The 19964-nt window shown below is 78.0% G+C and carries 23 protein-coding genes; 6 read left to right on the plus strand and 17 right to left on the minus strand.

Translation table 11 applies throughout. The annotated features are described in order from the left end of the window. Nucleotides 1-77: 77 nt before the first annotated feature. The 11 genes from ACI79L_RS06625 to ACI79L_RS06675 form a co-directional block, all read right to left on the minus strand. Nucleotides 78-653, minus strand: a complete 576-nt coding sequence (locus ACI79L_RS06625) for a MerR family transcriptional regulator (RefSeq protein ID WP_456936007.1) — start codon at nucleotides 651-653, stop codon at nucleotides 78-80. 304 nt (nucleotides 654-957) lie between these two features. Continuing rightward, nucleotides 958-1443: a bifunctional nuclease family protein gene (locus tag ACI79L_RS06630; protein ID WP_387988177.1), complete on the minus strand. Its 486-nt coding sequence runs from the start codon at nucleotides 1441-1443 to the stop codon at nucleotides 958-960. 91 nt (nucleotides 1444-1534) lie between these two features. Continuing rightward, on the minus strand, nucleotides 1535-2272 hold the full coding sequence (gene ftsR / locus ACI79L_RS06635) for a transcriptional regulator FtsR (protein WP_456936008.1): 738 nt from the start codon (nucleotides 2270-2272) through the stop codon (nucleotides 1535-1537). Between the two features lie 4 nt (nucleotides 2273-2276). Then, nucleotides 2277-2795, minus strand: a complete 519-nt coding sequence (odhI, locus tag ACI79L_RS06640; RefSeq protein WP_456936009.1) for an oxoglutarate dehydrogenase inhibitor Odhl — start codon at nucleotides 2793-2795, stop codon at nucleotides 2277-2279. A 264-nt stretch (nucleotides 2796-3059) separates the two neighbouring features. Next, nucleotides 3060-3464, minus strand: coding sequence for a glycine cleavage system protein GcvH (gene gcvH, locus ACI79L_RS06645; RefSeq protein WP_456929622.1), 405 nt, complete (start codon nucleotides 3462-3464; stop codon nucleotides 3060-3062). An 84-nt stretch (nucleotides 3465-3548) separates the two neighbouring features. Beyond that, nucleotides 3549-4478 (minus strand): DUF881 domain-containing protein, encoded by a 930-nt coding sequence (locus ACI79L_RS06650; protein ID WP_456936010.1) that lies wholly within the window; start codon nucleotides 4476-4478, stop codon nucleotides 3549-3551. Next, on the minus strand, nucleotides 4475-4807 hold the full coding sequence (locus ACI79L_RS06655) for a small basic family protein (RefSeq protein WP_387988172.1): 333 nt from the start codon (nucleotides 4805-4807) through the stop codon (nucleotides 4475-4477). Before ACI79L_RS06655 ends, ACI79L_RS06650 begins: the two co-directional genes overlap by 4 nt. Before the next feature lie 3 nt (nucleotides 4808-4810). After that, complete coding sequence (locus ACI79L_RS06660) at nucleotides 4811-5683, minus strand: DUF881 domain-containing protein (protein WP_456936011.1); 873 nt, start codon at nucleotides 5681-5683, stop codon at nucleotides 4811-4813. 56 nt (nucleotides 5684-5739) lie between these two features. Next, entirely contained in the window at nucleotides 5740-6474 is a 735-nt protein-coding gene (locus ACI79L_RS06665; RefSeq protein ID WP_456936012.1) for a CDP-alcohol phosphatidyltransferase family protein, read from the minus strand. A gap of 130 nt (nucleotides 6475-6604) precedes the next feature. Beyond that, the gene (locus ACI79L_RS06670) at nucleotides 6605-8671 is read right to left on the minus strand and encodes an elongation factor G-like protein EF-G2 (protein ID WP_456936013.1); all 2067 of its coding nucleotides are present in this window, start codon (nucleotides 8669-8671) and stop codon (nucleotides 6605-6607) included. Nucleotides 8672-8796: 125 nt separating this feature from the next. Beyond that, nucleotides 8797-9684, minus strand: a complete 888-nt coding sequence (locus tag ACI79L_RS06675; protein ID WP_456936014.1) for a PP2C family protein-serine/threonine phosphatase — start codon at nucleotides 9682-9684, stop codon at nucleotides 8797-8799. Between the two features lie 167 nt (nucleotides 9685-9851). Here ACI79L_RS06675 and ACI79L_RS06680 point away from each other — a divergent pair, with 167 nt between their 5' ends. Further along, the gene (locus ACI79L_RS06680; RefSeq protein WP_456929616.1) at nucleotides 9852-10061 is read left to right on the plus strand and encodes a hypothetical protein; all 210 of its coding nucleotides are present in this window, start codon (nucleotides 9852-9854) and stop codon (nucleotides 10059-10061) included. Between the two features lie 11 nt (nucleotides 10062-10072). Here the strand turns inward: ACI79L_RS06680 and ACI79L_RS06685 are convergent, their stop codons facing one another. After that, nucleotides 10073-11659: a sensor histidine kinase gene (locus ACI79L_RS06685; RefSeq protein WP_456936015.1), complete on the minus strand. Its 1587-nt coding sequence runs from the start codon at nucleotides 11657-11659 to the stop codon at nucleotides 10073-10075. 114 nt (nucleotides 11660-11773) lie between these two features. Here ACI79L_RS06685 and ACI79L_RS06690 point away from each other — a divergent pair, with 114 nt between their 5' ends. Continuing rightward, the gene (locus ACI79L_RS06690) at nucleotides 11774-14332 is read left to right on the plus strand and encodes an HAD-IC family P-type ATPase (RefSeq protein ID WP_456936016.1); all 2559 of its coding nucleotides are present in this window, start codon (nucleotides 11774-11776) and stop codon (nucleotides 14330-14332) included. On the opposite strand, the gene ACI79L_RS06695 is transcribed toward ACI79L_RS06690, so the two are convergent. The 3 genes from ACI79L_RS06695 to ACI79L_RS06705 form a co-directional block, all read right to left on the minus strand. Continuing rightward, complete coding sequence (locus tag ACI79L_RS06695) at nucleotides 14280-14864, minus strand: AAA family ATPase (protein WP_456936017.1); 585 nt, start codon at nucleotides 14862-14864, stop codon at nucleotides 14280-14282. The genes ACI79L_RS06690 and ACI79L_RS06695 overlap by 53 nt on opposite strands. A 166-nt stretch (nucleotides 14865-15030) precedes the next feature. After that, the gene (locus tag ACI79L_RS06700; protein ID WP_456936018.1) at nucleotides 15031-15621 is read right to left on the minus strand and encodes a hypothetical protein; all 591 of its coding nucleotides are present in this window, start codon (nucleotides 15619-15621) and stop codon (nucleotides 15031-15033) included. 76 nt (nucleotides 15622-15697) lie between these two features. Continuing rightward, on the minus strand, nucleotides 15698-15868 hold the full coding sequence (locus ACI79L_RS06705; RefSeq protein ID WP_456936019.1) for a hypothetical protein: 171 nt from the start codon (nucleotides 15866-15868) through the stop codon (nucleotides 15698-15700). A 3-nt stretch (nucleotides 15869-15871) separates the two neighbouring features. On the opposite strand from ACI79L_RS06705, the gene ACI79L_RS06710 reads away from it, so the two are divergent. The 4 genes from ACI79L_RS06710 to ACI79L_RS06725 all read left to right on the plus strand — a co-directional run bounded on the left by ACI79L_RS06710 (nucleotide 15872) and on the right by ACI79L_RS06725 (nucleotide 18420). After that, a complete protein-coding gene (locus ACI79L_RS06710) occupies nucleotides 15872-16042 on the plus strand; it encodes a hypothetical protein (RefSeq protein WP_456936020.1) in 171 nt (56 codons plus the stop codon). A 59-nt stretch (nucleotides 16043-16101) separates the two neighbouring features. Next, a complete protein-coding gene (locus ACI79L_RS06715; protein ID WP_456936021.1) occupies nucleotides 16102-17094 on the plus strand; it encodes a serine hydrolase in 993 nt (330 codons plus the stop codon). Nucleotides 17095-17158: 64 nt separating this feature from the next. Continuing rightward, nucleotides 17159-17614 (plus strand): hypothetical protein, encoded by a 456-nt coding sequence (locus ACI79L_RS06720; protein ID WP_456936022.1) that lies wholly within the window; start codon nucleotides 17159-17161, stop codon nucleotides 17612-17614. Between the two features lie 56 nt (nucleotides 17615-17670). Then, nucleotides 17671-18420 (plus strand): PadR family transcriptional regulator, encoded by a 750-nt coding sequence (locus tag ACI79L_RS06725; RefSeq protein ID WP_456936023.1) that lies wholly within the window; start codon nucleotides 17671-17673, stop codon nucleotides 18418-18420. A 334-nt stretch (nucleotides 18421-18754) separates the two neighbouring features. Here ACI79L_RS06725 and ACI79L_RS06730 read toward each other — a convergent pair whose 3' ends face one another. Both ACI79L_RS06730 and ACI79L_RS06735 read right to left on the minus strand, forming a co-directional pair. Next, complete coding sequence (locus tag ACI79L_RS06730; protein ID WP_456936024.1) at nucleotides 18755-18940, minus strand: DUF1918 domain-containing protein; 186 nt, start codon at nucleotides 18938-18940, stop codon at nucleotides 18755-18757. Between the two features lie 98 nt (nucleotides 18941-19038). After that, a complete protein-coding gene (locus ACI79L_RS06735; RefSeq protein ID WP_456936025.1) occupies nucleotides 19039-19917 on the minus strand; it encodes an alpha/beta fold hydrolase in 879 nt (292 codons plus the stop codon). Nucleotides 19918-19964: the final 47 nt, after the last annotated feature.

Here is a 19964-nt window from a genome sequence, read left to right on the forward strand (position 1 = left end):
GGCGCGGCGGGTCGCCCGGACGCACGCGAGGGGCGTGCCGCACCCGGCGGGACGCCCCTCGCGGACCTGCGGGTCGGCTACGCGGTCTGGGCGCGGCGACGGCGGCGCAGGGACAGCTCGTCGTCGGCCGCGTGCAGCGGCGCGCCGTCCAGCCGCTCGGCGGGCAGCTCGGCCAGCTCACCGGACAGCTCGCGCAGCGCGCCGGACACCGCGATGCCGAAGACGCCCTGCCCGCCGGCGAGCAGGTCGACGACCTCCTCGGCCGAGGTGCACTCGTAGACCGTCGCCCCGTCGGAGAACAGCGTGACGTTGGCGAGGTCCTTGATCCCGCGGTTGCGCAGGTGGTCGACGGCCTTGCGGATGTTCTGCAGCGACACCCCCGTGTCGAGCAGCCGCTTGACCACCTTCAGCACCAGGATGTCGCGGAACGAGTACAGCCGCTGTGTCCCCGACCCCGTGGCGCTGCGCACCGAGGGGGCGACCAGACCGGTACGGGCCCAGTAGTCCAGCTGGCGGTAGGTGATCCCGGCGGCGGCACACGCCGTAGGGCCGCGGTACCCGACGAGGTCGGTGTCGACCTCGTCGTAGTCCGTCGCCCCCACGGCGGCGTCGCTGAAGAGCTGACCCTGGGAGCCCTCGCTCTGGTCGCTCACGTCAGCGTCCTCCTTCGAGTCCCGCCACGGGCGCGGCGGAGCGTCCCGGAGTGCTCCCGCTTCCCCACGGGTCACACCGGTGTTGTCCGCGACCGTAAGCCGGGCCCCCAGGGCGGTCAACTGACGCGGGCGGCGTGTCGCCCCACTCACCCCGAGAGAGTGGTATCGGCAGCTGCGCGCGGGACTCCAGCGTTCTGTGACTGGTGTGACGAGGGAGACGTGCGGGGTCCCACCCGTCCCGTGCGTGCACGCACGGCAGCGGGACGCCGCCCGCCGGCCGGCGTCCCGCCCCGGGGGGCGGGTCTCAGGCGCCGCCGGAGCCGGAACCGGCGCCGAAGTCCTCGGGCGAGATCTGGTCGAGGAACTCGCGGAACTTCTCGACCTCGTCCTCCTGCTCGTCGGGGATCTCGATCCCGACCTCGTCGAGCAGCTCCTCCGCGCCGTAGATGGGCGCGCCGGTGCGCACGGCCAGGGCCACGGCGTCCGACGGGCGGGCGCTGACCACCCGGTCGTCGCCGAAGTCCAGCTCGGCGATGTAGATGCCGTCGCGCATCTCGGTGATGTTGACCGCCTCGAGGGTGGCGCCGAGGGTGCGCACGACCTCGCGGAGCAGGTCGTGGGTCATCGGCCGCGCCGGCCGCACGCCCTGCTGCTCGAACGCGATGGCGGCGGCCTCGACCGCGCCGATCCAGATCGGCAGGTACCGCTCCCCCTGCGTCTCCTTCAGCAGCAGGATCGGCTGGTTGCCGGGCAGCTCGACCCGGACCCCGACGACTCTGAGTTCCTGCACGGTGTTGCTCCTCAGCTGCGGCGGTACGGGGAGGCGCCGGTGCGCGGTGACGGACGGCCGGTCCGGCGGCTGGGTCCACCGTACGCCGGACTCACGGGCGCAACAGGTCGCGCAGTCGCGCCTCCAGCAGCGCCCGGTGCAACTGCGCCGACAGCCCCGCGAGCTCGGCCAGCTGCTCGGTGGCGCGGGCCCGCGCGTCCTCCGAGCGGGAGCGCAGCACCGGCGCGAGCAGCTGCTCGACCAGCGCCGCCTCCCGCTCCGCGCCGGTGCGGAACACCCGCAGGTGGCGCGGCTCGATGCCGTGCCGGGCCAGCCCCGCGGCCGCCCGCGCGATCGGCAGGTCGCCGGCCGGGTGCCGCCCGTCGGCGTCGGGGACGAGCAGCCCGAACTGGACGTAGTCGCCCAGCTGCGCCGGCGTCAGCCCGGCCGCCGCGGCGAACGCGGCGGCCGGCATCGGCCCGGATGCCGCAGGCGGGTCCCCGTCCGGCCGGAGGTCCTCCGGCACGGCCGGGGCGGCCGGGTCCGGCACCGGCTCCCCGCGGTCGAGCGCGTCCAGGTGCTCCTTGATGACCCGCAGCGGGAGGTAGTGGTCCCGCTGGGCGGTGAGCACGTAGCGCAGCCGGTCGACATCGGCCCGGGAGAACTTCCGGTACCCCGACGGCGTCCGCTCCGGGGAGACCAGGCCCTCGGCCTCGAGGAACCGGATCTTGCTGATGGTCACGTCGGGGAAGTCGTCGCGCAGGGCGCCCAGCACCGCCCCGATGGTCAGGCGGGGGGTGCGGGCGTCGGGCGCGCCGTCCCCGGACGCGCCGGCGGGCGCTCCGGGCACCGGGTCAGCGGGCGGCGGGCTCGCCGGTGCGCGGGCCGGTCAGGTAGACGAGGCGGAACTTGCCGATCTGCACCTCGTCACCGCCGGACAGGGTCGCGACGTCGACCGGCTCGCGGTTGACGTAGGTGCCGTTGAGGCTGCCGACGTCGTGCACCGAGAAGCCGCCGCCCTCGCGGTGGAACTCCACGTGCCGGCGGCTGACGGTCACGTCGTCGAGGAAGATGTCGCTGTCGGGGTGCCGGCCGGCGGTGGTGACGTCCTGGTCGAGCAGGAACCGGCTGCCGGCGTTCGGGCCGCGCTTGACCACGAGCAGCGCGGACCCGGCGGGCAGGGACTCGACCGCCCCGGCGTGCGTGTCGGCCGAGGGCTCGGCGGCCTCCGGGACGTCGCCGGTGTCCTCGCCGCCGACCTTGGGGATGACGCTCGTCGACTCCCCGACGCGCTCCTGGGAGAGGGCGGCGCCGCACTGCGCGCAGAAGCGACTGCCCTCGGGGTTGTCGTGGCCACAACGAGTGCAGTGCACGTCTGTCTCCTCCGGTGCAGGGGGCACCGCCGCGGGCGTGGGGTCCTGCCGCGGGCGGCCGGCGGACGACGGCACCGGACGGTGTCGTCGCGGGTCGGCCGCCGTGCGGGGCACGGCGGGCCGTTGGTCATGGAACCAGCGGTGGTCCCGGGGGTCAACCGGACGCCGGGGCGGTGTCACAGCTGTCCCACGGGGCCGTCGAGAGCCCGTTCCCAGGGGCAGCATAGTGATCGTGCCCGGCCGCCCGAGCGGCCCGGGGGGTGGTCAGGACGCGTCGACCAGCGCCTGGTAGGCGGCCGCGTCGAGCAGGCCGGCGGTGGGGTCGCCACCGTCGCCGGCCACGGTGATCTCGACCAGCCAGCCGGTCCCGTAGGGGTCGGCGTTGATGGTCTCCGGGGCGTCGCCGAGGGCCTCGTTGACCGCCGAGACGGTCCCGGCCACCGGCGAGTAGACGTCGGACACCGACTTGGTCGACTCGACCTCGCCGATCGGGTTGCCGGGGCCGACCTCCTCCCCCACCTCGGGCAGCTGCACGAACACGATGTCGCCGAGCGCGTCCTGGGCGTGGTCGGTGATGCCGACCCGGACGACCGTGCCCGCCTCCCCGCTGCCCTGCACGAGCGCCCACTCGTGCTGGTCGGTGTAGCGGCGGTCGTCGGGCGTGCTCATGCGGTGTCGTCTCCAGGTCGGTCCGTGGCCCTCCTGCAGGGGCCCGCGCCGAGCGTCAGCGAGGCGTGGGGGGCAGGAGGGTCCTCAGTCGGTGTCGGGCTGAGCGTATTGAGGCTCGTCGAGCGGCCGCAACGCGTCCACCACGACCCGGTCGCGCTGCTCGATCTCGACGCTGCCGCCCTGCCGGCCGACCCGGTCGACGACGCCGCCGGGGATGCTCATCGCCGTCTGCAGGTCCTGCGGGGAGCCGATGACGACGACCTCGTAGGGGGCGCTCACCGCCCGCCCGTCGACCTGCAGGGCGCCCGGCACGCCGGTGACGGCGGTGGAGACGCCGATCCGCACGCCGTCGATCTGCATGGTCTCCGCGCCGGCGCCGCGCAGCTCCTGGATGGCGTCGAGGAGGTCGGCCACCCGCACCTGCGCCTCGGGGTCGCGGATGGTCATGACCAGGCCCGGCCCCTCGGCGGCGACGGTGCCGTTGAGGACGGCCAGGGCGTCGGCGCGCTCGTTGGCGTCCTCCAGGGCGGCGGCCGAGCGGCTGTCGGTGTCGGACAGCTCGCGCAGCGCGCTGCGCTGGTCGGCGATCTGCGCGCGCAGCCGCTCCTCCTCGAGGTCGAGGTCGTCGAGGATCGCGACGAGCTCCTCCTCGCGGGCGCCCTCCAGCGCCTGGCCGGTGCCGGTGCTGCGCACCTGCACCGCGATCGCGAAGCCGAGCAGCAGGGTGAGGACGCCGATCAGCAGGCCGGCGACCACCCGCTGGCGGCGGCGCCGTGGGGCGGCCGGCGCCTGCGCGGGGCCGGGGGGCTCCTCCCCGGCGGGCGGGTCCGCGGCGGGCTCGTCGGCGGGCTCGGAGGCGTCGTCGGCGGGTCCGGGGGCGTCGTCGGTGGTCCCGGCGGCCCGGGCCTCGGCGGGGCCGGCGTCGGTGACCTCCGGCCCGGCGTCGTCCGGGTCGGGCGGCAGCGGCTCGGGCGGCAGCGGGTCGTCCCCGGCGGGACGCGGGGTGCCGCTCATGCCCGGAACAGGTGCCGGCGGATGGCCGCGGCGTTGCCGAAGATGCGGATGCCGAGGACGACGACGACCGCCGTGGACAGCTGCGCGCCGACGCCGAGCTGGTCGCCGAGGAAGACGATCAGCCCGGCGACGACGACGTTCGACACGAACGAGATGACGAACACCTTCGCGTCGAAGATCCCGTCGAGGCGGGCGCGGGCGCCGCCGAACACCGCGTCGAGCGCGGCGACCACCGCGATCGGCAGGTAGGGCTGCAGCCACAGCGGGACGGTGGGGTCGAGGACGAGGCCGAGCGCGATGCCGACGGCCAGGCCGATGACGGGGATCACCGCTCAGTCCCCCGTGCCGCCGGTGGCGGCGTCGGCCGGGGTGCCGGCGAAGGGCACGGCGGAACGCAGCTCGGGGACTCCCCCGGCGGGAACGGACAGCTCGTCCTCCTGGGCGAACTCGAAACGCAGGCCGTAGGTCTCCGAGATGACCGCCAGGGCGTTGACCTCGGCACTGGCCAGGAACCGGGCCCGGAGCTCGTCCGGGTCCCCGATGGCGCTGACGCGGTAGGGGTTGGTGACCGGGCGGAAGTCCACGAGGACCGCCTCCCCGGCGAAGCGGATCGCGGTGGTCGGGCCCAGCCGCTGGCCGTTGATCGACACCGCCTCGGCGCCGGCGGACCACAGCGCGTTGACCACCAGCTGCAGGTCGCCGTCGCGGACGTCGCCGCTGCCGTCGTCGTCGGTGCCGCCGACCGGGTCGGCGTCGGCGTCGGGCTCGGCGTCGGCCAGGGTGACCAGCAGCCCGGGGCCGGTGACCGGGTCGAGGCCGGCGGCGAGCTCGGCGGCGTCGAGGGCGTCGATGGCCCGCTGGCCGACGGTGCTGGCGGCCAGCGCGTCGTCGCGGGCGTCGGCGACCCGGCCGCGCAGGTCCTCCAGCTCGGCGGCGAGGTCGTCGGTGCTGGCGGACTGGACGCCGATCTCCTCCACCAGCCGGGCGCGGACCTCGTCCTGCCCGGCCTGTCCGGCGGCGGCCTGGTGGTAGGTCACCGAGAACAGCAGCCCGGCCAGCGCCATGGTCAGCGCGACCGCCGGCGCGCCGAGCCGGCGGCGGGGCGGCGGGGCGTCCCCGGAGCGGGCGGCACGGGCCTCGGCGGCACGGGCGTAGGCGGGGTCGAGGGTCTCCGCGAGCACCTGGTCCAGCAGCGAGGCGCCCATCGAGCGCATCCCGCCGGGGGCCGGCGGGGCCGGCCGGGGAGTCGGTCGGGTGGCGGTCACGGCGCCGGGCGGGCCGGCGCGCCCGCCCCGGACCGGGCCGTTCCCCGGGCCAGCGCCCGCTCGGTGCGCACGATGCCGGCCACCTGGACGACGTAGAGCACGCCGGCCAGCACGTAGAGCACGCCGCCCCAGATGGTGAACGCGTAGGCGAACGGCTGGACCCACGCCAGCCAGGCGCCGGTGGCGTCGTCGGCCAGCAGCAGCAGCGGGAAGGCGTAGAGCAGGTTGAACGTGGCCGCCTTGCCCAGGTAGTGCACCTGCAGCGGCTCGTAGCGGTGGTGGCGCAGGACCAGCAGCATCAGGCCGAGCACCACCTCGCGGCCGACGAGCACCGCCACCACCCACAGCGGGACGACGTCGCGGAGCACGAAGGCGATCAGCGTGGCGATGATGTAGAGCCGGTCGGCGGCCGGGTCCAGCAGCGCGCCGAGGCGGCTGGACTGGCCGAGCACCCGGGCGAGCCAGCCGTCGGCCCAGTCGGTGACGCCGGAGACCATGAGCACGACCACGGCCCAGCCGTCCTCCTGCGGGCCCAGCAGCAGCCAGAGGAACAGCGGCACGCCGAGCAGCCGCAGCACCGACAGGGCGTTGGGGACGGTCCACACCCGGTCGGGCAGCTCGTTGCGGTCGGTCACCCGGCCCACACCCGCGTCCGGCCCCACCACCGCGCCCGCCATCGACCCCGGTCCCGGGGTCGCCGGGACGGCCGACGGCCCCTGCGACGTCGTCACTGCTCCTCCACCCCGCTGCACACCGTGCCCGAGGCTAGTCGACGGACCCCGCCGTTCCCCGCCACGCGCAGGCTCGTGGCGGGGACCTGCGGCGGGGACCTCCAGCGAGGACCTGCAGCGGGGCCGGGCGCTACGCCGGGACGAGCAGCGAGGCGGGGGCCGGCTCGTGGCCGAGCGGGCGCCGGCTGAAGGAGCCGGTGCCGTGGCTGACCGAGCGCAGCGCCCCGGCGTAGCCGAGCAGCTCCATCTCGGGCACCTCGGCGCGGACGGTGGTGCGGTCCCGGTCGGGGTCGGCGTCGCTGCCGGTCACCCGGGCGCGGCGGGAGGACAGGTCGCTCATCACCGCGCCCACGTGCTCCCCGGGCACGACCACCTCGACCTCGCACCACGGCTCGAGCACCTTGGTGCCCGCGGCGGCCGCGAGCTCGCGGACCGCCAGCGCCCCGGCGGACTGGAAGGCGGCGTCGGAGGAGTCGACCGAGTGCGCCTTGCCGTCGACGAGGACGAACGCGACGTCGACCAGCGGCCGGTCCTCGTGCACGCCCTTGGCCGCCTGCGCGCGGATGCCCTTCTCGACGCTGCCGTGGTACTGGCTGGGCACCGCCCCGCCGACCACCCGCTGCTCGAAGGTGATGCCCGACCCCGGCGGCCCGGGCTCGGCCTCCACCACGACGACGGCGTACTGCCCGTGGCCGCCGGACTGCTTGACCAGCCGCCCGGTGGCCTTCGCCGGCGCGGCGAGGGTCTCGACCATCGGCACCCGCACCGGGACGGTGGTCACCGCCACGCCGTGCCGGGTGCGCAGCCGCTCGAGCAGCACCTCCCCGTGCGCCTCCCCCACGCACCACAGCAGCAGCTGCCCGGTGTCGCGGGAGCGCTCGACGCGCACCGTCGGGTCCTCGGCGGCCAGCCGGGCCAGCGCCGGCCCGAGCCGGTCCTCGTCGCCGCGGGAGGCGGCCTCGACCGCGACGGGGTGCTGCGGCACCGGCAGGTCCCAGGGCGGCACCAGCCGCGGGTCGCCGGGCGCGGACAGGGTGTCGCCGGTCTCGGCGGTGCTCAGCCGGGCGACGGCGCACACGTCGCCGGCCGGGCAGGCGGCGACCGGGCGCAGCGCGGACCCGAGCGGGGAGGACACCGCGCCGATGCGCTCGTCGGCGTCGTGGTCGGGGTGGCCGCGGTCGGCGCCGCCGTGCCCGGAGACGTGCACCGGGGTGTCGGGGGTGAGGGTGCCGGAGAACACGCGCAGCAGGGAGACCCGGCCGAGGTAGGGGTCGGTCGTCGTCTTGACCACCTCGGCGACCAGCGGGCCGTCGGGGTCGCAGGTCAGCGCGGGGGCCTTGGAGCCGTCGGGGCGGGTGACCGGCGGGCAGCCGTGCTCGGCGGGGCTGGGGAAGCCGTGCACGATCAGGTAGAGCAGCGCGTCGAGGCCGATGTCCTGCAGCGGGGCGGCGCACAGCACCGGGTGGAAGTGGCCGCGGGCGACCGCGGTGCCCAGGTCGGCCATCAGGTCGCCCTGGACCAGCTCGTCGCCGGCGAGGTAGCGCTCCATGAGCGCCTCGTCCTCGCTCTCGCCGATGATCCCCTCGATCAGCTCGCCGCGGAGCCGCTCGGCGTCGGGGGCCTGCGCGCCGGGCTCGAGCAGGTTGACCACGCCGCGCACGGTCCCGTCGGGCGCCCGGTCGACGAGGTGGACCGGGTACACCCCCTCCCCGAGCGCCGTCTGGCACAGCCGCACGGTCTCCTCGACGTCGGCCCGGGCGCGGTCGAGCTGGGTGACGACGACGGCGCGCGGCATGCCGACCGCGGCGCACTCCTCCCACAGCTGCACGGTGGTCGCGTCGACGCCGCCGACGGCGGAGACGACGAACAGCGCGGCGTCGGCGGCGCGCAGCCCGGCGCGCAGCTCGCCGACGAAGTCGGGGCTGCCCGGGGTGTCGAGCAGGGTGATCCGGGTGCCGTCGTGCTCGACGGTGGCCACGCCGAGGGTCACCGAGCGCTGCTGGCGGACCTCGACGTCGTCGCTGTCCAGGCAGGTGGTGCCGTCCTCGACCCGGCCGGCGCGCACGAGCGCGCCGGTGGCCACGAGCAGCGCCTCGGCGAGGGTCGTCTTGCCGGCGCCGGCGTGGCCGACGAGGGCCACGTTGCGCACCCGGGCCGCCTCCCGCGGCTCCGGCGCCGGGACGACGTCCTTACCCACGGCGGCCGCCGGGCCGGTCGCTGTCCTGGACGGGGATGCGCACGGGGACCTCCCGGGCTCGCGGGATGTGGTGTGCACCACACCCTGCCCCCGGACGCGCGGGCCGGGCAAGTCCCTGCCGGGACTCAGTCGGCGGCGGTCCCGGCGGCCGAGCCGACCGTGACCTGGACGGTGCTCGCGGCCCACCCGGCGGGGGTGACGTCGCCGACGGCGGCGGTCACGTCGTCGCGGGTGCCCGCCGCCAGCGCGGCCATGACCAGCCGGGCGGCGGCGGCCGCGGGGCGCCGCTCGGCGGCGAGGACGCGCCGCAGGGTGGCGGCCGGGACGACGCCGGACAGCCCGTCGGAGCACAGCAGCAGCCGGTCGCCGGGCTCGGCGCGGACGGCGAGCAGGTCGGCCCGGCCGGGGTCGGCCGAGCCGCCCAGGGCGCGCAGCAGCACCGAGCGCATCGGGGAGGCGGCGGCCTCCTCGGGGGTCAGGTCGCCGGAGTCGACCAGCGCCTGCACCAGCGAGTGGTCGGTGGTGAGGCGGGTGAGGACGCCGGCGCGCAGCAGGTGGGCACGGCTGTCGCCGACGTGCGCGACGACGACCCGGCCGTCGCGGGTGAGCACGGCCGCGGTGCAGGTGGTGGCCATGCCGGCCAGCGCGGGGTCGGCCGTGGCGGTCGCGCGCACGGCGGCGTCGGCGGCGGCGAGCGCGTCGGCGAGCCCGGCGTCGGGCGCGGCCTCGGTGCCGTCGGCGCGGGCGGCGGCAGCGCGCGCGACGACCTCCTCCACGGCCAGGCGGGCCGCGGTGGCCCCGCCCCGCCCGCCGCCCACGCCGTCGGCGACCACGAGCAGCGCGGGACCGGCGGACCCGGCGTCCTGGTCGGCGCCGCGCGGGCCGGCCACGGACACCGCGGCGGGGTCCAGGACCAGCCGGTCCCGCCCGGCCCCGTCCGGCGGCGGGACCCGGCGCCCGCCGGGGGCCTCGGCCGCGGGGAACCACGGCAGGGGCGTCGACGGGGCGGTCACGGCCGACAGCATGGACCGCAGCGCGGTTCCGGAGGGTGACGGCGCGCGCCGCCCTCCGGCGCGCCCGCGGCACCGACCGGCCTCGGCCCCGTCCCGCGGTGCCCGTCGTGCCCCCGCAGCGCGAGGTCGGGCACCGCGCGGTGGGGCCGGGCCGGGAGACTGGGGCGGTGACGAGCGCGACGGGCGGGCACGCGGCCGGGCGGGACCAGGAGAGCAGCCGGGCGCACGCGGTGCCGCGGGAGGCCGCCGACGGGCCGCCGCCGTGGGTGGCCGCGTGCGGGACGCCGGTCGCCGTCGTCCAGGGGGCGTGGAACGGCCGGCGCGGGCTGGGCTCCGACGACGTCTGCCCGGAGTGCCGGCGCCTGGTCCCCGCCTGAGGCGTCCTGGCTCACCGCCGCGCGTCCTGGCTCACGGTCGGCGGTGGGCCAGGACGCAGCACGATCAGGCCGGCTGGTCGTGCGCGGACGCCGCCGGCCGGCTCGAGCGCGTCGTCGTCCGCGGGCTCGGCGACGGCGGCGCCGGGCAGCCGCACGGTGAACACCGTCCGCCCGGGCCGGCTGTCCACGCCGACGGTCCCGCCGTGCCCGGCCACCACGGCCGCGACGATCGCCAGCCCGAGGCCGGTGCTGCCGCTCGCCCGCGAGCGCGCCGAGTCGCCGCGGGCGAACCGCTCGAACACCCCGGCCTGCAGGTCGGCGGGCACGCCCGGGCCGTCGTCGGCGACCTCGAGCACCGCGGTGCCGTCCTCGGCGCGCAGCCGGGTGGTCGCCGTCGTCCCGGCCGGGGTGTGCGTGCGGACGTTCGCCAGCAGGGTGGCCAGCACCCGGTGCAGCCGGGCGGCGTCGCCGGGGACGAGCACGGCCGCGCCGGGCAGGTCCACCCGCCAGCGGCGCCCCGGGCCGGCGGCGTGCGCGTCGCTGACGGCGTCCATGACCAGCCCGGTGAGGTCCACGGTGCCGACGGCGAGCTCGCGGCCGGCGTCGAGGCGGGCGAGCAGCAGCAGGTCGTCGACCAGGCCGGACATGCGCACCGCCTCGGCCTCCACCCGGCGCAGCGAGGCGTCGGCGTCCTCGGGCAGCCCGCCGCGGCGGCGCACCAGCTCGGTGTAGCCGCGGATGGAGGTGACCGGGGTGCGCAGCTCGTGGCCGGCGTCGGCGACGAACCGGCGCAGCCGGGTCTCCGACGCCTGCCGCGCGGCGATGCCGGACTCCACCGAGTCCAGCAGCCGGTTGAGCGCCGCGCCCACCCGGCCGACCTCGGTGCGCGGGTCGGTGTCGGCGGCCGGCACCCGGTCGGGCAGCCGCACCTCGCCGCTGGACAGCGGCAGCGCGGCGACCCGCCCGGCGGTGGCGGCGACCCGGTGCAGCGGGCGCAGCGTGCGGCCCACCACCACCGCCCCGGCGACGCCGGCGACCAGCAGCCCCAGCAGCCCGGCGACCACCTCGACGGCGACCAGCCTGGCCGGCGCGGCCTCGGCCGAGGCCAGCGGCAGGCCGGTGACCAGCACCTCGCCGCCGCCGGCGGGCGCGGCGACCACCCGGTAGTCCCCCAGCGGGCCCAGGTCGACGGTGCGCGCGGCCCCGTCGGCGGGGACGCCGGCCAGCGCGGCGGCCTCCCCGGCGCCCAGCGCCTCGCCGTCGCCCGCGGGCCCGATGACGGCGGCCTCGGTGACCGTGCCGTCGACGACGCGCGCGCCGAGCGTGCCGTCGCCCTGGCCGGGGACGAGCAGGAAGTCCGGCCCGCCCCCCGGGTCGCCGTGGCCGGGCGCGCTCGGCCCGCCGTCGGCGTGCGCCGAGCGGGTCACGGCGGCGGCCAGCCGGTCGTCGACCTGGCCGAGCAGCTCGCCGCGGACCGCCGCGGTCGCCGCCACCCCCACCACGGCGAGCACGAGGGCCAGCGGCACGAGGAAGACCCACAGCAGCCGCGCCCGCAGCGAGCGGGGCCGGGCCCGGCCGGGGAGGGCACGCGTCGTCACGGCGACCACGGTCCGCGCCGGAGCTGCGCGTTCCCTGGACGCCGGGCGGGAGTCGGCTGGGTCCTGCGCGCTCCGCCGCGCCGCCCGCCGTCCCGCCTGTCAGGCTCGGGGGTGATGACGACGGGGACCACCGACCTGACCCCTCCCCCGGCGCCGGCGGGCCTGAGCGCGGCCGAGGCGCGGGCGCGGCACCGGCGCGGCGAGGGCAACGTCGCGGTCAGCGCGTCCTCGCGCAGCTACGCGGTCATCCTGCGCACCAACGTCTTCTCCTTCTTCAACGTCATCCTGTTCACCATCGGCGCGGCGCTGCTGGCGCTGGGCCGGTACAGCGACGCGTTCACCAGCGTCGGCCTCGGGCTGGTCAACGCCGCGATCAGCGCGGTGCAGGAGATCCGCGCCAAGCGCAAGCTCGACCGGCTGCAGCTGCTCGCGCGCGGCACGGTGACGGTGGTCCGCGACGGCGCCGACACCGAGGTGCCGCCGGAGGAGGTCGTGCTCGGCGACGTGCTGCGGCTGCGCCCGGGCGGGCAGGTCGTCGTCGACGGGCCGGTCCTCGCCGGGCGGCTGGAGGTGGACGAGTCGCTGCTGACCGGCGAGTCCGAGGCGCTGCCGAAGGAGCCCGGCGACGACCTGCTGTCGGGCTCGTTCGTCGCCGGTGGCGAGGGCACCCAGCTGGCCCGCGAGGTCGGCGCGGCGTCCTACGCCGGCCGGCTGACCGCCGAGGCGCGCCGGGCCTCCACCGACCGCACCCCGCTGCAGCGGCGGATCGACTTCGTCGTCCGGCTGGTCATGCTGCTCGTCCTGCTGATGAGCGTGACGATCCTGGCGCAGGCCGCGCTCGAGGGCTTCACCCTGGTGCGGACCGTGCAGACCACCGCGGTGCTGTCCGGGCTGGTGCCCTACGGGCTGTTCTTCCTCGTCGCGGTCGCCTACACCGTCGGCGCGGCCAAGAGCGCCGGCCGCGGCGCGCTGGTGCAGCAGGTGAACGCGGTGGAGTCGGTGAGCAACGTCGACGTCGTCTGCACCGACAAGACCGGCACGCTCACCACCGGCCGGCTGTCGCTGGCGGAGGTGCGGCCGGCCGGGCCGCTGCCGGCCGCCGAGGTGGAGCGGCTGCTGGGGTCGATGGCCCGCAGCACCGCCGCGGGCAACCTGACGACGGCGGCGCTGGCCGCGGCGCTGCCCGGCGAGCCGGTGCCCGTCGCCGGGGAGGTGCCGTTCTCCTCCGCGCTGCGGTGGAGCGCGCTGCGCACAGCCGACGCCGTGCTGGTGCTCGGCGCCCCCGACACGCTGGCGCCGCGGCTGTCCGGCGAGCCGCTGGGCGTCCCCGTGCGCGAGCTGGCCGGGCGCGGGCTGCGGGTGCTGGTGCTCGCCCGCGCCGAGCCGGACGCACCGCTGCGCGACGGCGCCGGCCGGGCGCGGCTGCCGGCCCTGGAGCCGCTGGCCGTCGTCGCGCTGGCCGACGAGCTGCGCCCCGGCGTCGTGGACACCCTCGCCCGGCTCACCGCGGACGGCATCGCGGTCAAGGTGGTCTCCGGCGACGACCCGGCCACGGTGGCGGCGCTGGCGCGGCAGGCGGGCCTCGAGCCCGGTGAGCCGGTGGCCGGCCCGGCGCTGGCGGGGCTGTCGGAGGCGCAGCTCGACGACGTCGTCGCGCGGACGACGGTGTTCGGGCGGACCGCCCCGGAGCAGAAGGAGCGGCTGGTCGACGCGCTGCGCCGGGCCGGCGGTTACGTGGCCATGGTCGGCGACGGCGTCAACGACGCCCGGGCGCTCAAGCGGGCGCACGTCGGCGTGGCGATGGCCGGCGGCAGCGCGGTCACCCGCGACGTCGCCGACATCGTGCTGACCGGCGACTCGCTGGCCGCGCTGCTGCCGGCGGCGCACGAGGGCCGCCGGATCATCACCGGGATCAGCACCTCGATGCAGGTGTTCCTGGCCCGCGTCGGCACCCAGGGGCTGGTCATCCTCGCCGTCACCATGCTCGGGCTGGGCTTCCCCTACTCCCCGGCGAACGTGGGGCTCACCCTGCTCACCGTCGGCGTCCCGACGCTGTTCCTCACCGCCTGGGCCCGCCCCTCCCCGCCCGACCCGCACCTGCTGACCACGCTGTGGCGGTTCGTCGTGCCGGCGGTGCTGGTGACCGCGGCCGGCGGGGTCGCCGTCTACGCCCGGCACTACACCGACCTGCTGCAGGGGTTCACCGACGACGCCGTCCCCTCCTTCGTCGTCGAGGACTTCGAGGCCTACACCGGTGTGTCCTCCGACGACGTGGGCTTCGCCGAGGCCGCGGCCACGATCGGCGCGCAGACCGCACTGTCGACGTTCGTCTCCTACGCCGCGTTCCTGCTGGTGCTGTTCCTCAAGCCGCCCACCCGGTGGTTCGCCGCCTGGACCCGCCCCGACGGCGACCGCCGCCCGGCGCTGCTGGTCCTCGCGCTGGTGGTGGTGTTCTCCGCCGGGCTGTTCTGGCCGGCGTTCACCACCTACTTCGGGCTCACCGAGGCCGCCGACCCGGTGTTCGAGACCGTGCTCCCGGCGCTGGTGCTCTGGTTCGCGGTGCTCACCGCGGCCTACCGGTTCCGGCTGCTCGAGCGGGCGCTGGGCCTGACCGGGGTGGTCAGCCCGCTGCAGCCGCCGGGGTCACGGGACCCAGGAGCTCGGCGAGGGTGAGCGCGGCCGCCCGCGGCCGGTCGACGACCAGCACCTCCCCGGGCACCGGGTCCGCGGCGCGGTAGCGGTCCCACCGGCCGGCGTGCCGGCGCATCCGGCCCTCGGGGATGCGGCGGCCGCGGATCCGCTGGCCCTCGGCGGCGTCGGCGGCGGAGACGTCGAGCAGCACCAGCCGGACCGCGCGCCCGGCCCGGTGGGCCGCCCGCAGCACCACCGGGCGCCACCAGCGGCTGGTCCACGGGTCGGTGAGGACGACGAGCGGCGCCGGGCCGGCGAGCACCCGGAGGACGCGCAGCCGGTGCGCGGTGTGCACCAGCGGGCGCACCAGGCGGTAGGGCACCCGCGAGCCGGTGCGCCAGCGGGCGGCGACGTCCTCGGAGTCGACCGCGGCCACGCCCGGGACGCCGTCGCCGAGCACGCGCCGCACCAGCGTGGTCTTGCCGCTGCCGGGCAGGCCGCCGACGACGACCAGCGTGCGGGCCGGCGCCGGTGGGCGGTCGTCGGGCCGCGTCGTCGGCAGGGTGGTGGTCACGGGTCTCCTCCTCCGGGCGCCGGCCGTCGCGGGGCGCGCACTCCGGCGGAGCGGCGGACGGTACCGGCGCGGCGTCCCGCGCAGCCGCCCCGCGTGCGCGGGGACCGGGGTGCAGCGCGGCGCCGTCCTCCCCAACGGAGGACGGCGCCGCGGGGTGCCGGGACGGTCAGTCGCCCCCGCCGTCCGGGCCCTCGCCGTCCGGGCCGCCGCGGCCGCCGGGACCGCCGCGGGGGCCGTCGAGGTCGACGTCGGTGCTCTCCACCAGGTCGGTCACGCGGCTCTCCAGGTCGGCCGCGCGCTCGTCGGCCTCCTCCTGGGTGAGCCGGCCGTCGGCGACGGCGTCGTCGAGCCGGTCCTGCCCGGCCTGCACGAGCGCGGCGACGAGGTCGTCGACCGCCACGCCCTGCTCCTCCGCGACCGAGGCGAGGCTGGCGCCGTCGGCCTCCAGCGCGGTGCGCAGGTCGTCCTCGGACAGGCCGAGCGTCCCGGCGGCCACCGACAGGTCCAGGCCGGGGCCGCCGTGGCCGCGGTCGCCCAGGCCCGCCTCGCGCAGCGTGGTGGCCACCTCGTCGGCCTGCGCGGCGGTGATCGACCCGTCGTCGACCAGTCCGGTGAGGGCGTCGCGGATGCGGTCCACGGCCGAGGTCGCGGAGGTGTCGGGAGTCGTGTCGTCGTCGGCCACGGCCGGGGCGGCGAGGGCGAGGCCGCCGACGGCCAGGACGCCTGCCGTGGTGGCGAGCACGATCTTCTTGCGCACGGGGTTCTCCTCGTTCGGGCGGCCGGCAGGTCCGGCCGTCCTCCCGACCGTGCAGGCCGTTCCTGTGGCGGACCTGTCAGGCCGCCGTGGCGGGACTGTGGACCTCGCCGCGGTGGACCCCCGCCGGGCGCGGGGTGTGCGGCAGCACCGCCGCGGCGTCGGCCAGCACCACGACCCCGATGCCGGCCCACTCGTGCTGCTCGAGCACCTGACCGGGCAGCACCGCGCCGGCCGGCGCGGCCCACACCGGGTGCGCGCTGCACGGCACGCCGAACGCGCGCGGCGGGACCACCGGCTGCTGCGCGACGCGCCGCCGGTCGAGGTCCGGCCGGCCTGGTGGGCCGACAGCCCGCCGCCGGGCCCGGCCGAGCTCGTCGAGGTGGTCCGCGCCCGCCTGACCAGCGCCGCGGTCGCCGGCTGATCCGGTAGAGGACACACGGACGTTCCCCACGCGCAACCGATCGGGTCCACCCTGTGCCCGTGCGCGCCGTCCGCCCCTCGCCCGGGCGCCGGCGCCGGGGTCTGCCGGCGCGGCTGGTCCTCGGCGCGCTCGCGGTCCTGCTCGCGTCGGTGCTGGTGGTGACCGCGGCTGGCGTGCTGACGGTGGTGCTCTGGGCCCGGGACGGCGAGGAGCCCGCCGCCGGGCCGGACACCGTGCGGGCCGCCTCGGTCGCGCCGGAGCCGGGCACGCCCGCCGAGATCCGCGGCACGGGCGCCGCCGGGGAGTCCGCCGTCCCCGTCCCGCCGCCGCCCGCCGTCGACGGCGCCGCGGTGCTGGCCGCCGTCGACGCCGCGGCCGGGGAGGCGGACGGCACGGTCACGGTGGCGGTGCTCGACGCGTTCGGCCGGCCGCTGGTCAGCGGTCCCGCCGCCGGGGACGTCCGCCTGTCGGCGTCGCTGGTCAAGCTGCACGTCGTCGGCCGGCTCCTGGCCCTGGACGCGGCGGGCGCGCTCGACCTCTCCGAGGGCGACCTGGCGCTGATGGAGCGGGCGATCGTGACCTCCGACGACGGCGCGATGAGCACCCTGTGGGACCGCTACGACGGCGCCGCCCTGGTCACCGCGACCGCCGCCGACGCCGGCCTGACCGCCACCGCGCCGCCGCGGGTCGCGGGCCAGTGGGGCGAGGCGACGCTCAGCGCGGCCGACGTCGCCGCCCTGCTCGCCGGGCTGGCCGACACGCTCGGCGACGGGCCGGCCGCCACGCTGCTCGGCTGGATGCGGAACACCGCGCCGACCGCGGCCGACGGGTTCGACCAGGCGTTCGGCCTGCTCGCCGGTGGCACCGGCGTGGCGGCCAAGCAGGGCTGGATGTGCTGCGTCGACGGCCGGCGGCAGCTGCACTCGGCCGGCGTGCTGCCGTCGGGCACCGTCGTCGTCCTGCTCGGCGACTTCCCTGCCAGGACGTCGTGGGGGCGCGCCCGCGCCGCCCTGGACTCCGCCGCCGCGGCGGTGCGCGCCACGCTCGGCTGAGGCACCCAGGGAGCTCACAGGCCGGGCCCAGGCCCCCCGGAGGGTGCGGGGGCAGCGTGCCGTCATGGACCGCGACACCGCGCCCTGGCTGTTCGACCCCGCCGCGACCCGCGCCCTCGTGCTGGCCCGGCGCTCCCCCGGCGACGGGCCGGTCGGCGACGTCGTCTCCGACGTGGTCTGGGGCGAGGTGGTGCGCCTGCTGCGCTGGGCGTCCGCCGGGGAGTCCGGGCCCCCGGAGCTGCGGCCGGGCACCCGGTGGCGGCTGGCCGCCGAGAGCGCGGCCCTCCTGCGCCGGCTGCCGGCGCTCAGCGCGGAGATCGACCAGCCCTGGTCGCTCGTCCCGCCGGCTCCCGCCGAGCCCGGCCTGGAGCCGGCCGGGCGGATCGGCCGGGTGGCCGGCCGGCTCACCGGCCTGCTCCGCTCCGGGGAGCCCGTCCCTCTGCGCGTGCTGGCCGCCGAGGTCGACGCGCTCGGCGAGGCGGCCGTCCAGGCGATCGCCGCGGACTCGTTCCCGCCCTAGACGGACGTCCTATCACGATATATCGTTACTGTAATCCGATATGTCAGGAGGCAGTCATGACCCACGATCCACGCTTCGAGGGGTGGCGGCCCGGGGGTCGCGGCCACGGACACCACCCGCACGGCCACCGGCCGCACGGGTTCGGCCCGGGCGGGCCCGGCGCCGGGGGTGCCGGCCCCTTCGGTTTCGGCTTCGGCGGCCCGGGCGGGCCCGGCGCCCGGCCCGGTCCCGGCTTCGGCCCCGGCTTCGGCCCCGGCTTCGGTCCCGGCTTCGGGCCCCGCTTCGACCCGGCGGCGGGGTGGCGGCGCCGCGGCGGCCGCGGGCGGGCCCCGCGCGGCGACGTCCGCGCCGCCGTCCTCCTGCTGCTGGCCGAGCAGCCCATGCACGGGTACCAGCTCATGCAGGCGATCGCCGAGCGCAGCGGCGGCCGCTGGGCACCCAGCCCCGGCGCGATCTACCCGACCCTCAGCCAGCTCGAGGACGAGGGCCTGGTGACGGTGACCGCCGACGCGGGCCGCAAGCTCGCCACGCTCACCGACGCCGGCCGCAGCGCGGTCGAGGAGCTGCGCGGCACGGGGAACGACCCGTTCGCCGGCGGCCCCGAGGGCGCACCCGCCGCCGACCTGCGCGGCCTGCTCGAGCAGTTGCACGGCGCGGTCCGCCAGGTGGCGCGCACCGGCAGCGAGGCCCAGTTCACCGCCGCGGCCGGCGTCCTCGCCGAGGCCCGCCGGGCGCTGTACCTGCTGCTCGCCGAGGGGCCCGACGGGACCCCCGACGCCGGCGCGCCGGGCACCCCGCAGGGCTGACCCGCACCGGACACCGAGGCCCCCGCCGCACCCGCGGCGGGGGCCTCCACGCGCCCGGGACGCGGCGGCTCCCCCACCGCGGCCGCCCGGCCGGGGCGTCGGGGTGTGCACCAGGCGCGGCCGGGGCCCGCCTCGGCGCGTAGTGGGTCACTGTCCGCCCGGTCGTGGCAGGAGTTGGGGATGACGGTCACCCCGGCGTCGCGCCTCTACCGCGCGCGGGCAGGGGCGCGGGGCCGCAGGAGCGGACGCGGTCCGGCGCTGTCGGACCGGAGGGGCACGCCGGACGCACCCTCACCGGTGACCGGGGCCGCCCCTCGGGGGACGGGCCCCCGGGTCAGGTCCCGGCCGGCTCGGGGACGACCGTGCAGGTGCCCGCCGGGTAGAAGACGCCGGTGTGCCCGTCGGCGTCCCACTGGACGACGTACGGCGGCGCCCCGCCCTGTCCGCGGACCTCGAGCACCCGTCCCGTGCGGTCCGGCTCCCCCTGGTGGGTCGAGCGGACGACGATCCTGTCCCCCACGCGCGCTTCCACGGCGACCTCCCGGCGGTGGCTGGCCCTGTTCGCTGCTCGTCCTGGCGGGTCCAGCCTCCCGCTGCCGCCGGGGCGGGACAAGGCCCTCAGGCCGCCCCGTCGAGCACCGCGCGCAGCCGGGCCGCGAACGCCTCGGGCTCCCCGGTCTCGCCGTACTCGCCGCCGAGGAAGCCGGCGTGCCCGCTGGGGAAGACGACCGGCTCGGTCCCCAGCGCCGTGGCCACGCCCAGGCCGCCGCGGTGCGCGAGCTCCCCCTCGGACCCGGCGCCGACGGCGACCACGACCCGGGTGGGCGCGGCCCGCAGCGCGGCGACGTCGTGCTCGTGGTGGGTGCACGTGATCAGGTTCTGGCCGAGCAGGACGTCGTCGCGCGAGCCGTCGTCCCCGGTCGGCAGGCCGAACAGGGCGGGGTCGGGCGCGGGACCGGTGAGCTCGGGCGTCACCGGGCCGCGGTGGGCGACCAGCCGGATGAAGGCCGCCATGCCGGCGCCGAAGCCGGACCGCCGGTAGGCCTCCCCCACGGCGTGGGTGGCGGCCGAGGCCTCCGCGGCGTCGGGCAGGTAGGGCACCGACGGCGGCTCGTGCGCGACGAGCGTGCGCACCTGCTCCGGGTGGCGGGCGACGAGGGTGAGCGCGTTCACCGCCCCGCCGCTGCTGGCGAAGACGTCGACCGGGCCGCCGCCGACCGCGGCGATGACGCGCGACAGGTCGTCGGCGTGCTCCTCGGGCGTGCTCGTGGCGGCGCCGTCGGTGCGGCGGCTGCGCTCGGAGCCGCGCGGGTCGTAGGTGACCACCGTCCGGTCGGCGAAGTACCCGGCCAGCGTGCCGAACCCGGCCGCGCCCATGGGCGAGCCGACCAGCAGCAGCACCGGTGCGCCGGCCGGGCCGGGACGGACGTCGTAGGTGAGGACGGCGCCGGGCACCTCGAGGGTGCGGGTCTCGAGCGCGGGGGCGGTGCTGGTCATCTCGGGCCTCCCGGGGAGAGTGGGGACGACGGGTAGACCCCCGCGGC

The organism is Geodermatophilus sp. SYSU D00684 (assembly GCF_054050455.1).